The sequence below is a fragment of the Stappia sp. MMSF_3263 genome (assembly GCF_030733745.1).
Classification (GTDB): domain Bacteria; phylum Pseudomonadota; class Alphaproteobacteria; order Rhizobiales; family Stappiaceae; genus Stappia.
Genome location: NZ_JASHIK010000022.1, coordinates 64428 through 78167, shown reverse-complemented (window position 1 = coordinate 78167; position 13740 = coordinate 64428). Strand labels below are relative to the sequence as shown.

Here is a 13740-nt window from a genome sequence, read left to right as displayed (position 1 = left end):
TCGAAGCCGATGATCGAGCCGTCGGCGAAGCGGATCTGCTCGATCCGCGATGTCCCGGGATCGGGAAGCTGATCGGTCAGCGTGATCACCTCGCCCGTCGAAACAATCGTTACGGTGATGTGGCTCTCCCAATCGGGAGAGATCCCGAACACGACATCGTCGGCATTGACGTCGAGCAGGTGAACTTCATCGAAGCCGCCGCGTTCGCCGAAGAGGTCGTTGCCATCGCCCTTGCGCCACAGGAAGACAGAATCCCCGTCATTGCCGACCAGGTCGTCATCCCCCTGCCCCCCATCGGCGACAAACTCCGAGGCTTGCAGCCAGTAGTTCTCATCGGCCGAGGTTCCGGTCCAATCGGCTAGCGGGGTTGGTACAGAGCTGATGACAAGATCGAAGGCAACACTTGAGGCAACAAGACCGTCAAAGGCGCCAACTCGGATTGCGAGCGCGCCGCTGGCCCCGACGGGCGGCGTTCCGGTAAAGCGTCCGGTTTCTGCCTCGAAGGTGATCCAATCCGGCAGCGCCGAACCATCTGCGAGGCGCGCAGTTAAGACGAGACTGTCGCCATCAGCGTCCTCAAAAAGGGATACAGGCAGAACATAGCTCCAACCCGCTGTCTCCTGGAGTTGTTGAGTTTGTGGCGTTGCTGCAAGTGTGGGCGCCCGATTGATCTCGACCGGCATGTTGGCCAGCATCGCCCTGGTCCAGACCGTACCATCCTCGAAAACGATCTCTTCGACACCGCTCTCGGACCCGGTACCGAACTGGTCGGCCAGGGTAACCGAGCCGCCATCGACGAAGACCAGCGTTAGAGAGGTGGATTCTGCCGAGGTCTTCATCAAGATGACGTCTGTGGCAAGGATGCCTTCGCCCAGCAGCAACCGATCGACGGCACCATCAAAGCTCGCCTCGACGATTGTGTCGCTGCCATCGCCCAGATTGTAGACATAGGTGTCCGACCCGTTCTGGCCGTTCAGTAGGTCATCGCCACGACCTCCGATCAAGGTGTCACCATTGTCGTCGAAGCCATTGATGACGTCATTGCCGTTCGTGGAAGCCTGTTGGAGGATCAGGTCGCGCAAGGTCTCGCGGTTCCAGACGGTGCCGTCGCTGAACTCGATGAACTCAATGCCGCTCCAGGTCAGGGCCGAGAACTGTTCATCAAGCCGAACCGACCCGCCACCGGCGATCTGAAGAGTGACATCATCAATGTGAGCATCGTTGCGGACGAAGGATATATCCGCGACGGAAATCCCCTCATCGAAGACCAACCGGTCTTCACTCCCGTGGAAGCCGTTCTCGACGATCACATCATCGCCGTCGCCAAGGCTGTACTGATAGGAGTCGTTGCCGTCGAGCCCACGCAACGTGTCGTTGCCAAGGCCGCCGACAATGTCGTCGTCGCTTTCAAAGCCGATGACCGTGTCATGACCTGAAGTACCCGCTCCCTCGAGGTAGCGAGCTCGCAGGGTCGCTGCTGTCCAGACCGTTCCGTCGTCAAAGACGATGTTCTCAATCCCGGCTTCGGTCGTGCCGGAGAACTGGTTCTGCAGCAGCAAGGAACCGCCATCAGAAAAATGCAGCGTGACATGGTTGGGAGCGATCGCGGAGCGTTCGATGACGACTTCGTCGCCGGCAATCCCCTCTCCCAGATAGAGGCGATCATCATCGCCTTCGACCACACGCTCTTCGATGATGTCATCGCCATCCCCGAGCGTGTAGACATAGCTGTCATTGCCGCCAAGCCCACGCAACGTGTCGTTGCCAAGTCCTCCGGCCAGCACGTCGTCGCTTTCGCCGAAACCGATGAGAACATCGTGGGCACTCGTGCTGCCCTGGGCAAGCAGACGCTCGCGCATGTCGGCCCGAGACCAGACCGTCCCGTCGTCGAACTCGACGAACTCAATGCCGCTCTCCGGGTCGCTTGAGAACTGCCGGTGCAACGTCACCGAGCCACCGCCGGCAAAATGCAGGATCACCGTGCTGGCGTTGTCGGCAGCGCGTGAGAGCGTCACGTCCTGCGGCTGGATGCCCTCTCCAAGCACCAACCGATCTGCGTCACCCCCGAACAGGCCTTCATAGATGACGTCGTCACCATCACCGAAATCGTAGCGATAGGTGTCGTTGCCCGATTGTCCATGGAGCAGGTCGTCGCCGAGGCCGCCATGCAGCACATCGTCCCGACCGTTGAATGCATAGATCGTGTCGTCGCCCTGGGAACTGGACTGCTGGAGTGTGATCTCCATCAGTTCCTGCCTGGTCCAGAGTGTCCCGTCATGGAAGAGGATTGTCTCGACACCGGCATCTGGCGCGGTGGCAAACTGGCCTCTCAGCGTGACGGTTCCACCGCCAGCAAACTCAAGCGTCACGTCATGCCGGCTGTCGAAGTCGCGAGACCGGACGGACACATCCGTGACGGATATGCCTGCGCCCAGAAGCAGTGCGTCCGCGTTTCCGCCAAAGCCGTCTTCGACAATCTCGTCATGACCGTCGCCGAGATTGTAGAGATAGATGTCGTCTCCGGTCAGTCCGGACAGGACGTCGTTGCCGAGGCCGCCCGACAGGGTGTCGTTGTTGCCTCTGAACCCTAGAATCCAATCATCGCCGCTTGAGATCGTTGACTGCAGCACCATCGATCGCAGATCGGATTGCGTCCAGAGCGTCCCGTCATGGAAATGGACGGCCTCTATGCCGCGCTGCGGATCACCGGAGAACTGCTCGTCGAGAATGATGGAGCCACTGGTCCCGATATAAAGGATGGCATCGTCGGAATCCGACCCTAAGCGCGCGACGCGCACATCCCCGACCCCAATGCCGGCGCCCAATTCGACGCGGTCATTCGTACCAGCGAACATTGCCTCAACGATCGTATCGTGGCCATCGCCGAGGTTGTAGATGTAGGTGTCGTTTCCGGTGCGCCCGTTCAGGACATCGTTGCCAAGGCCGCCAGTGAGGACGTCATCGACGGTGTTGGAGCCGAACAACGTCTCGTCGTCGGCAGAGGGCTCGACAGATTGGGCCAGTTGGGTCAGGTCGGCCGACGTCCAGATAGTGCCATCGGAGAAAACGACCTGCTCGACGCCGCGCCCCTGGGCGGCCTGCAGCTGACCAACCAACAGGATGGAGCCGCCGTCTGTAAATGTCAGGCGAATGTCGTTCGAGGCCGGCGAGATACGCGAAACCGTGACGTCTGAGGCAAGAATGCCTTCGCCAAGCAGGACGCGGTCCTGCGTTCCGTGACGCGTTGCTTCGATGATCGTGTCGTGACCATCTCCCAGATTGTAGACATAGGCATCGTTGCCTTGACCGCCATTGAGCGTGTCATCGCCCAGGCCGCCGGTCAGAATCTCGTCCTGATTGAAGCCCGTGAGCTGGTTGTTGGATGCATTGCCGGTGATCACGCTGACGCGCTCGAGAATATCTTGCGCCGTCCAGAGCGTGCCGTTGGCGAACACGAACTCCTCGATCACATGGAAGCGCGATCCGAAGTGGCCTTCGATTGTCAGGCGATCGGTCGTGCCCGCGATCGTGATGATCAGGTTGTTTCCGTTCGGACCGCCCCGTGCAACCTCTATGTCCTCTGGTGCAATGCCGGCACCGAACGCAACCCGGTCGGCTGCCTCGCTGAACACGGATGTCTGGTTGTCGTTGATCACGTCCTGACCGTAGCCGAGATCAAAGACATAGGTGTCGCCGCCATTGCCTCCTTCAAGACGATCATTGCCGAGACCGCCATCGAGGATGTCGTTCGAATGGAAGCCCATCAGGTGGTCGCCCTGATCGGTGGACCGGAGCACACGTTCCTGGATATCGGCGACAGAGAGAATGGTGCCGTCGGCAAACTCGAAGATCTCGATATCATTGTAGCGGTGACCCAGAACGTTGGCCCTGAACTGGTCGCGGATGGTGATCGTGCTGCCATCGGCAAGCGTGCCGACGAGATTGTCGGTGCCCGAGGGACGCGACCAGATCACATCGTCCGGCGCGATGCCGGCACCAAACAGCAGGCGATCCTGATCGCCATAGAAGACCGACGTGGTCTCATCGAAGATGACATCGTGCCCGTAGCCGAGGCCGAAGACATAGGTGTCGTTCCGGTCTCCACCATTGAGCAGGTCGTTACCGGCCCCGCCGTCGAGAATGTCGTCGCGGAAGAAGCCGTAGAGCGTGTCGTCGCCTGCGGTCGACTGCAACAGCAGATCCTGGATATCCCCGGCACTCATCGTCACCCCGTCGGGGAAAACGAAATTCTCGATCCGGTAGAAATGGTGTCCGAGCGGGCTGGAATAGAACTGATCGCGAATGGTCAGCGTGCCGCCATCGGCGAAACTGATAATCAGATCGTCGGAACCGAGGACCCGGCCGAAGGTTGTCGCCTCGCGTGACACCCCACTGCCGAACAGAACCTGGTCGGTCTGGCCGGAGAGGATGTTGTAGAACTGCTGGTACTCGTGAATGACGTCGTGCCCGTAACCCAGGTCGTAGACATAGGTATCGTTCTCGTTGCCGCCGCTCAGGAAATCGTTGCCGGCGCCACCGTCCAGCCTGTCCTCCAGGCTGAAGCCGTAAATCTGGTCGTCGCCGTCGGTGCTGAAGTGATCGAGGATGCGCTGTGCGAGCCCTCCATGGGTGATTGCCTCGCGGTTTCCGTCCGCATTGGTGAACTCGATATGCTCGATGCGGTCGAACCACTGCGTTCCGAAGATCAGGGTATAGGCTGCGGAAAACTGGTCGCGGATCTCGAGGCTGTCGCCGGTTGCAAAGAGGATCCGGATGGTCCCACTGTCGCCGTCGCGTTCGAAGGACGCTCCGTCAAGCGACAGGCCCGTTCCCAGGATGAGGGCATCGACCTCACCGGAGAGAAACAGCTCCATGTTCTCTTCGATCACGTCGTGTCCGTGTCCGGCATCGAAGAAATAGAAGTCAGGTGCGTCGCCGCCGCTCAGATAGTCGTTGCCGGCGCCGCCATCGAGATAATCGATATGGTCGGTGCCGGTCAGCGTGTCATCGCTGGCAAGCGGATGCGATACCTCGCGGGCGATGTCGCCGACATCCCACACGCTGCCATTGGCGAAGACGATCTCCTCAATCCCGTAGGAAGGAAGCACCTGTCCGCCGAAGAGCGAATAGGCCTGTTCGTGGAACTGGCCATTGATGCGAATGCTGTCGGTTCCACCATTGACGTCCAGAACGAGATCCAGCCCGTCACGATAGGCGGTGATGTCTTCCGGGTTGAGATGAGCAAAGCGGATCGTGTCGAAATAGTCCGCGCCTGCCTCCCGGTCCAAAATGACGTCATTGCCGAAGTCGCGGCCGAAAACGAAGACATCATTGCCCTGACCGCTTTCGACCGTGTCGTTGCCCGCCCCCATGAAATAGATGGTGCTGTCGACGGTGCCCAGGCGGGAGCCCGAGCCGAAGTCGAGGATCTCGGCCGGTATACCGAAGAGGCCGGCGGTCTGCGCCAGGCCGAGCGGCAAGCCGATGTTCTCGTAGGCCGCGACGATGGTGGTGAACAGGAAGGGCTGGTTGGCTGTGCGGATGCCAGGCCGGTCGTATTCGGAGATGAACGCGTTGACGAGCGTGTTCCAGGAAGAAAGCCAGTCCTGTGCTGCGGACGCGTCCGTAGGCGTGGCGGCAAAGATCGCCTCGAACATCGGCACCAGTTCGCGATCGGTCGTCGCGACGAAGGAATCGTCCTCGACATTGTATTCCAACCCGACGAAAAACTCCGACAGGCCGCCCTGGGCAGCAAGACGAAGGGCAAGTTGCTCCATCACCTGGTAACCGATGGTCAGGAACTCGCCGAAGGCGTCCAGTTCGGTGCCGCTCAGGTCCCGAAGCTGCTCGAGCGGAATCTCCTCGCCGAAGTATCGCTCGAGGAAATCGATCTCCGCGCCGGAGAGCGCCTCCCAGGACGCTCCCGGCTGGTTCGACGAGAGCGCGAGTATGTCCTCAAAACCCGGATATTCGATCACCTCTCCATTGCCGTCGAGGACCGGCCTGCCGGAGGCAAGCTGCCAGACGACACGGCTTTCGCTGCCGCCTCCTTCCAGCGGCACATCGACCACGCTACGCATCGCGAAATCGTGGACGGTGACGACGCCGTCCTCGCGCGAGACGAGGATTGGCACATCGGGCGAGGGCGACACGGAGGTAACCGCCGGGGGCGCATCGGTCCAGGCCGAGAGGATTGCGAAACTGCGTTCCCGCAACGTCTCGAGATCGGGCGTGTCGAGGGTCGGCAGGACGGATGCAATGACCTGGGCAAGGGCGCCATTGCCGCCGTCCAGCGTGAGCGCCACATGCAGATCGGCCAGCGTTCCCCGTCCGGTGAGGTTGGGCATGCTCGCCGCGATCGCCGGATCGACCGTGGTGTCGCCGGCATAGCTGCTGTTGAAGTTGTCGATCCGAAACTCGATGTCGCCGATCGTGCCGGTCGAACCGTCGGCACGTGTGAACGTCCCGGTGCGGGCGACGGTATTGAGCGCGTTGGAACTGCCGTCTTGCGTTGCCGCCAGTCCGATGGACGCAATGCCGAGTTCGTTCAGCGTGAAGAGTTCGTCGGCGGTGCTCACGCCATCCTGATCGAGGTCGCGCCAGATCCGAAGTTCGGAGAAGACGTCGTCATCGGCATCGATCACGCCATCGCCGTTGAGATCGTGATCGGCGAGCTCGGCAAAGCCCGAGGTGCTGCCATTGCCGAACAGTTCGGAAATGTCGTCGATCGACCCGTTGCCATTGACATCGAGTGTCAGCAATCCGTCGTCCGAATGCACCCAACCTGTGCGCTCGAGGAAGCCGTCGCCGTCCATGTCGAACATGGTGCTGGTGCCGGTGGCAAGCGCGCTCAGTTCCAGCCCGTCGCCGTCAAGATCGAACACCAGCGGATCTGTGCCGCCGAAATAGGCGCCATTGACGAACTCCTTGAAGACGATCGGCAGCAATTGCCAAACGGTGCCTTGTCCGAACAGCTTCGCGCCGGAACTGGAGATTTCGAAAAGCGGCGTCGCGCTCACATCCATCACCGCGACGCGAATCCCGGCGGTCAGTTCGGCGGTCGGCGCGAAAGGATCGCGATTGCCATTGGCGAAATACATATATGAGGAATCGTCATCGCCGTGCACGATTGTGCCGACGACAAGATCGCCTTCACTGTTAAATCCGACGCGCGTCGTCCCGAAGTTGCCCAATGCAAAACCGCTCTCGGAGAGCGACGAACGCAAGTAGAGGCCTCTCGCGTTCAGAACGCTGAACATGTGCAGGGTGTCATGTCCATCTGCATCCGTGACGCGCGTGCCCTGGCTGAAAAGCAAATGGTCCGCGTCATTCTCCCCACCCGGGCCCGTATGAATGATCGAGCCAATGCCAGCGTGAACAAGCGTGTCTTCGCCAGCGCCGAGACGAATTTCCGCAGCGCCGAAGGCAACGACCCAGTCGTCGCCGGCCCCGGCATCGATCCGCATCTCCTCACGCTCTAGGGCCAGTGTTTGCGGTTGATCGACGGTGTTGTGGGCGAATATGAAATCGCGCCCATCGCCACCACGAATATCAGCCGCTCCTGTTGCAATGATCAGATCATTTCCGGCGCCCCCGTCGAGCACCATGACAAGATCGGTCTCAGCAATCAAACTCTCGGGATTGTTCGGATCGACGAGATCTCCGGTATGAACGATACGTCCGTTTCCGCCCACGAGAAGGTCATTGCCGGCACCTCCAAATGCCTGGCCAATACCGTCAATGAAAATCTCGTCGTCACCATCCCCCAAATCGACAATGGCATTGTTCTGACCGTACAAGCGCTCATCATTGTCGGACCCCGTCACCTCTTCCGGCAGGCCCAACTGGTTGGGGTCGACGAGATAGGCCGTTACCAGAGGCATGTCGGAGCCGGCTCCCGGGAAGTCGGGCACGATAAATCCAGCGCCGTAGGTGGCCTCCAAAATCTCCCTTACCAGCGCAATGTTGCTGGCGATATCGTCTCCGAGACGGTGCGCCTCCTCGTGGACAATCGGGATAACGTCCGCCAGATCGCGGGTGATCTTGTCGAACAGCTCAACACCGTTCACAACAGCTTCGTAGAGGCCATATGCAGCAAAACCGGCTGCAACAAAGGCACTCGCAACTGCTCCTGCGGGAGCTCCCAATGCAGCACCAACGACGGCCCCTGTCCCCACGACTGCAACCGTCACCAAAAGCATGCTGCCGACGGCCGCAACTCCGTACTCGAGTGCAACGGCTTCAAGCGCCTCTGCATCGCCGGTCGTGGCGTAAATCTTTATGGCATCGTAGGATACGTTGAGAAACTCCACGATATCGCCGATTGCATGTCCGCCCAAGCCGACAATGAGCGCATTCACCGACTTGCCCATCTCGGTGACGATGGTTTCGTCAAGTGCCGCAATGCTGGCACTGAAATCGTGCTTGAATTGGTCAAGTCTGACAAGAATTTCAGTAAATTTTTCAGTAAGGAACTCAAGACTTGGCGCAGCTGTAGACCCACTTTCGTCCACCATAAACCTGGCCAAGAGATTTGATATAAACGACGCATAATACTGCGCCCTAATATCTATGGCTTCAGGAATAATGTTAAAGGACGAATTTATTGCCGTTCCGAGCAAAACTCCACCGGCAGAGCCAGGCCAAATGAATGAATGCGGACTTCCGGCCTCCGCAGCCTGAATGATCGTCGAATGAACGTCTGAAGTGATATGCCCCGCTTCAAGTAATGCATCGGCGGTCGATCTTACGGCCTCCACGCGCATAGGTTCGTTGGGGCCCCACCCCGAGCCCTGCGGGATAATTTCGCTCCCCTGAATTGATGACTGAAGTGCATCCAACTCAACCTGAAGCTGGCTCAGATTTGGCGCGGTTCCCTCATGGAACCCCTGCGCTCCAACCCTGTCAGCTTCAAATAGCTCTGTGTAGATGTCCTCCGCCAATTGAACGGGCACAACAACACCGTTTGCAGTAATCCTTCCTAGAGCAAGATCATGAGTCCACTGAAAAAGTTCCAATATTGCGTATCGCCGCGCCTCCTCGGAATAGATAAAGGCGCCCGTTTCAGAATCTGTCCGTAGAATATCGTTCAGTTGACCCTCAAGAAATTCCTTCTTTCCGTTTTGAAATGCGTCATGACCACTTCTGTGGTCGTGGCGGTTGATGCCCCAGCCTCCGGCCCACAGCGCCTCGTGAAGGGTGCTAGAGGCATTTTGCAGCCCGTCCACGACATCCGGATTGGAGAACAGTCCAACCTGATTGATTTGCGACTGCTTATCAAGGCCCAGACTGTTTAGGTACGGTCTAAATTTAACGTTATTTAATATAGACTGAGGAATGACATGTTCGATCTCGAATTCGAAGACCAGTTTGTAAGACATTTGATAAGCCTCAAATCAACAAATGAGAGAAAAATCAGTCGAGAATGACCGGGCAACGGACGAGGTGCCAGTCCCTCGACAGGCGTCGCTGATCGAGGGCGCGCTTCAACCGGTCGCTGATGAAGAAACGATCTACAATGAGTTTGTCCCACCACAGGTCAGGGCCTTCGAGCGCTGCCCCGGAGAAAACAGCCAATGGCTTGTCGCGACGTGCCCTTGGCACTCGCCAGCGACCCAGCGCAACTTGATCCAGGTTCGCGCTCTTCTCCGGCAGGAAGGCGTCCTTCTTGTTGCCCTGGCTGAGATAGAAGAACTCGCCCGGCATGGGCGTCTTGCCGTCCGGATGCCACAGGCGCACCGGATAGAGCGCGCCCTTGCCCATGTTGAAGCTCCGCACCACCTCGGCGCTTTCGCCCGCCAGGAAGATGAAGCCGTTGGAAAAGATCTGCGGCACGCGTTCTTCGTGCGCCGACGGATGGCTGTTCGGGAGCGGATAATTGTCCGTCGGAAACCGGTCCTGCGGCAGGAACCAGCCGGCCCCAGTTTGCCGCACCGCTTCCAGGATCGGCTCCGGCGTTCTTCCGCCATTCTCGAATTCTTCGCGCGGCACCCAACCACGCGAGTTCACTATGCCGTGGCCCTGCACCAACCAGATACAGGGATCAGGCTCGGTCTTGTCGTTCTTGCTCATCCGTCTCTCCACGGCCAAAATCAGTCTGGTGCTGAACCACTCTTGGACTTGCCATCTAATCTTGTTTTACGTGCATCAATCGAAGGGCATTCATCCAAACGTCTTCAACTCCACTCCGAGCATGTCTCCGAGTTTTGCCACCAACCGGTCCGCCAGTTCGTTTGGCGCGACACTCAGCATCAGCCACGGAATTTCACCACTTGTCCATTCGTGTGGAGCCAAGCGGAACCGCGCCCCGGCTGCCTTCTGAGCGTCCAACTTGTCGTTGACCTCCGGGGACACTTTTGCCCAAAGCGCAACGGCCAATGGCACGCTGAGATCATCGCGGTCCTTGATCTTGCCTCGCACGGTCAGAAACTGCCCCGCCCTCAGGGGAGGCATGACCGCCCATTCCAGATCGCCCAAGGACATGTGTCGATGACGAGGATCCCGCGCGAGGAGCGCGACGATTTCACCGAAGCCAGCATTGATCTCGCGGATTTTGCTCGGGAGGTCGGCATCATCGGTTCGCGACCGTTCGACGCGATCAACGGCAGCCTGCGTATCTCCCGAGGCTTCGCCACGCGGCATCCCGTTCGCGATCGATTGGCTTGCGGTCATTTGATCTCCCGACAAGCCACAGCCCGAAACGGTCGTTCCTGCTTCTTCATCCGGCATCCAGCAACTTCCATCCATCGACCAAGTGCAATCAGGGCGAGCAAATCAGATTTCGGACTGAATCATCAAGCGCCGTCTCAGGCAAGTGACAATTTCCTAACAGTGGAAAATTTCGCAAATGAGTTCAGTATCATAAGGAAGTTTCCGTCAAGGAGCCGGCACCCTGTTAATAATCAGGAGACACAAGCCTCTCGCCTTCTGCTGCATACAGGTTGTAGGTGTCCTGATCCAGGAGGCTGCTCGTTGGCCAGCACATCGACCTTACCAGACCTGCCGCGCTGGAAAGAGCGCGCGCATCTACGCCGGTCAGTGCGGAACGTGATCCAAGCTAGAAACCGATTTCTTTTCGCGCGATCGGTAAAGTTTTGTTGCTGAGAACAAGATTCCAAATGCCACAAGCCATAGCGATGCCATTTCCCACATTTGACCTGTTTCAGGCGCGGAGCAGCGTCTACTGGGACGACCGCCACTGCACAAAGCGCAAGGGCAACTCATCCTGCCCGATCATTCAGCCGCGCGAGCCGCACGCCCGGTCCACCACCGTTCTCCGGGAGGAACTCAACACCTGCTGCTTCTAGAGAAAAACGAATTGCCCTCAGATTTGCCGTTGTAGTCGTGGGCAATCCGTCCTCGGCTTCCGCGCGCCTTACGGTCGCGATCCCTATATTTGCTGCGGACGCCAAGTCACGTGCACTCCAGCGTATCAATGCACGTGCAGCTCTTATTTGGGCGCCAGTGATAGAAAAAGTATCATTTGATCTCAAATTGATCTTCTCGCATCTGCGTGATATGAATGACTGGCTTGAGCTTGCAGGTGTCGCGGGCTGCCAAAGTTGTACCGCGCACCAGCTGGCAACTGGCCAAGAGGTGGTCGAATGATGTGCGGCTACACATCATCCGACCTAACCACACCCCAAGCTGTAGGGAGCTCGGATCATGGCTGATTCTGAGACTAGCACGACTCTGCCTTTCGTCACCCGCCGGACCTTGCTCAAGGGTACGATAACCGTCTCGGCAACATGGCGGTTTCATCCTTCATACGCGTTGTCCGCACCCGCGTTCCCCGATCCCGCCCTATCGATCTGGTACGACTGGAACAGGGCTCATCTGCGTACAACTGCCTTGTGCCGAAGACAGCAGATGCTTGAGGCAAGGCTGGTCAGGACCGTTGGATTTCCAAAGGCACAGGTCCGTCTGCCGGGTGAAGATACGACCGCAACTGCCACCTGTTTCCAGGATATCGTGGAGTTGCTGGGAAATGACCCCGCTCTTGACGGTCTCCGCCTAAAGGCTGAAGCCGACCTTGCAGAGCACAAGGCGCGCTGGGATGCCGAGGACAGACGGCTCGGCTATTCCCTGATCAAGCGCACGGAATTGTCCACAGCCAAACGCGCGCAGGACCTGTTTGACACGCTGATGACGACGCCGGCGACAACGCTGGCTGGCATCGTCGGCAAACTCAATGCGCTCCTTGATGAAGGCGCAACGTCTGAGGGCTGTGAGGAGTTTCCCTGGCCGCAATTGCGCGCAGCGCTGGACGATCTGATCCGCATCACAAAGGTGCTGCAACCGGGCATGTTGGTGCCGGGCCACAATCGCACGGAGCCACAACAGAAGCGCAAGCCCTCCGCCTGCAATTCACGCTCAAGGGAGCAAGCAACCGGTCGAAGCGTACCGGACCTAGCTGAGCCATAGATGTCAGCCCCGCTTCCACCCACACCCGTCAGGTGTCACTGCAACCAGGTGTCAGTGCGGGCTCCGTTCGCGGTGCCGTGCAGAAATCGATATCCACTCGACCGCCTGGTTCTTACAAGGGACGACAAGGCAACCAGGCGGCAGGGCCCGCACGATCGGCGTTGGTGGCATCAAGCCGTCGCTTGAATGCCACCGATGTGCTCTCACGTCCTGCGCCTTGTCTTGTGCCCGGCGAGCCAGTTGGCGGCCTCCGACGCTTTTGACGCTGCGGTGAAGACGGCCTTCTTGTCGTCCTTGAGGACCTTGAGCCAGTGGGCGATGTACTGGGCATGGTCGGCACGGGGCTCCGGCGTGATGCCGAGATCGCCGCACAGGAAGGCCGCGCCAAGCTCGGCGACAAGTTCTTCCATGGCGTAGCTCTCGGCATTGAACCGACCGACGAGATTGCGGTCGAGGCGGTTCGGCGCGCCCGACCAGTGGACCAGCTCGTGGCACAGGGTCGAATAGAAGCCCTCCGCCGGCGAAGTGGTGGCGGTGCCGGTGAAGCGGCGACGCTCGGGCATGCGAATCATGTCGGCGGACGGGATATAGCAGGCACGGTCCCCGCCCTCCTCGATCCTGGCGCCGGTTGCCCTTGCGAAGGCCTCGGCACGGGCGATCGGGTCGAAGACGGGTGCTTCGGGCAAGGGCTGCTCCTCGGTGGCAAGATCGAGCCCCTCGACCTGGGCGGCGTTGAAGACGAAGCTGGCGCGGGCCATGAAGCGCTCGGCCTGCTCGCTCTCGCCGGTCTGCTCGTTGGTCTCCTCGATCGACAGCGTCTTGTAGAAGACCACCAGCGAGGATTTCTCGCCGCGACGCACCTGCGCTCCGAGCGCCTGCCACTGGCGATAGGTGCCCCACAGATGCGAGGGATAGTCCTGCACCTGCGCCGCCACCCAGAGCGAGACGATGTTGACGCCATTGTAGGGATTGCTGGAGGCGATGTTGACGGGGCGCCTCATCGATCCGCCCTTGTTCCTGATCCAGGGCAGGCTGAACTCGCCGGCGCTCTCGAGCGCGTCGACGATGCGGTTGGTGATCTCCTGGTGGACATCGAACTTCTGAATACGGGCCATGATATATCTCCTTGTGCCTGTTGAGGCCGCGACCACTGCGGCCTGACGGCGTCCGGAGAGGCAGGGAGAGGCGCGCGCTTGCACCCCGAGCGAAGGGAACAAGAGCGAGCGGGCGGGCGAAGCGAAAGACGGCGCAGGCCGTTGCAAGGGCGCTCCTCCCCTGCCAGGACCGCCAGCAAAGGCCGTAGGCGGCGCGGCCAGG

Annotated in this window: 6 protein-coding genes; 1 reads left to right on the top strand and 5 read right to left on the bottom strand. The window is 59.5% G+C overall.

Annotated elements, in window-relative coordinates; genetic code table 11:
- The 4 genes from RBB46_RS19650 to RBB46_RS19635 all read right to left on the bottom strand — a co-directional run.
- A partial coding sequence (locus RBB46_RS19650) for a calcium-binding protein (RefSeq protein ID WP_306030727.1) occupies positions 1 to 9380 on the bottom strand: 9380 nt, incomplete at its 3' end.
- 34 nt (positions 9381 to 9414) lie between these two features.
- On the bottom strand, positions 9415 to 10071 hold the full coding sequence (locus RBB46_RS19645) for a hypothetical protein (RefSeq protein ID WP_306030726.1): 657 nt from the start codon (positions 10069 to 10071) through the stop codon (positions 9415 to 9417).
- 90 nt (positions 10072 to 10161) lie between these two features.
- Positions 10162 to 10728: a toxin-activating lysine-acyltransferase gene (locus RBB46_RS19640; RefSeq protein ID WP_306030725.1), complete on the bottom strand. Its 567-nt coding sequence runs from the start codon at positions 10726 to 10728 to the stop codon at positions 10162 to 10164.
- 491 nt (positions 10729 to 11219) lie between these two features.
- Positions 11220 to 11468, bottom strand: coding sequence for a transcriptional regulator (locus tag RBB46_RS19635; RefSeq protein WP_306030733.1), 249 nt, complete (start codon positions 11466 to 11468; stop codon positions 11220 to 11222).
- Positions 11469 to 11664: 196 nt separating this feature from the next.
- On the opposite strand from RBB46_RS19635, the gene RBB46_RS19630 reads away from it, so the two are divergent.
- The gene (locus RBB46_RS19630; protein WP_306030724.1) at positions 11665 to 12423 is read left to right on the top strand and encodes a hypothetical protein; all 759 of its coding nucleotides are present in this window, start codon (positions 11665 to 11667) and stop codon (positions 12421 to 12423) included.
- Positions 12424 to 12626: 203 nt separating this feature from the next.
- Here the strand turns inward: RBB46_RS19630 and RBB46_RS19625 are convergent, their stop codons facing one another.
- Complete coding sequence (locus RBB46_RS19625) at positions 12627 to 13538, bottom strand: ArdC family protein (RefSeq protein ID WP_306030723.1); 912 nt, start codon at positions 13536 to 13538, stop codon at positions 12627 to 12629.
- Positions 13539 to 13740: the final 202 nt, after the last annotated feature.

Coding starts and splice junctions, on each gene's coding strand:
- RBB46_RS19630 (WP_306030724.1), top strand. CDS start 11,665: ATGGCTGATTCTGAGACTAGCACGACTCTGCCTTTCGTCACCCGCCGG.
- RBB46_RS19625 (WP_306030723.1), bottom strand. CDS start 13,538: ATGGCCCGTATTCAGAAGTTCGATGTCCACCAGGAGATCACCAACCGC.
- RBB46_RS19645 (WP_306030726.1), bottom strand. CDS start 10,071: ATGAGCAAGAACGACAAGACCGAGCCTGATCCCTGTATCTGGTTGGTG.
- RBB46_RS19640 (WP_306030725.1), bottom strand. CDS start 10,728: ATGCCGGATGAAGAAGCAGGAACGACCGTTTCGGGCTGTGGCTTGTCG.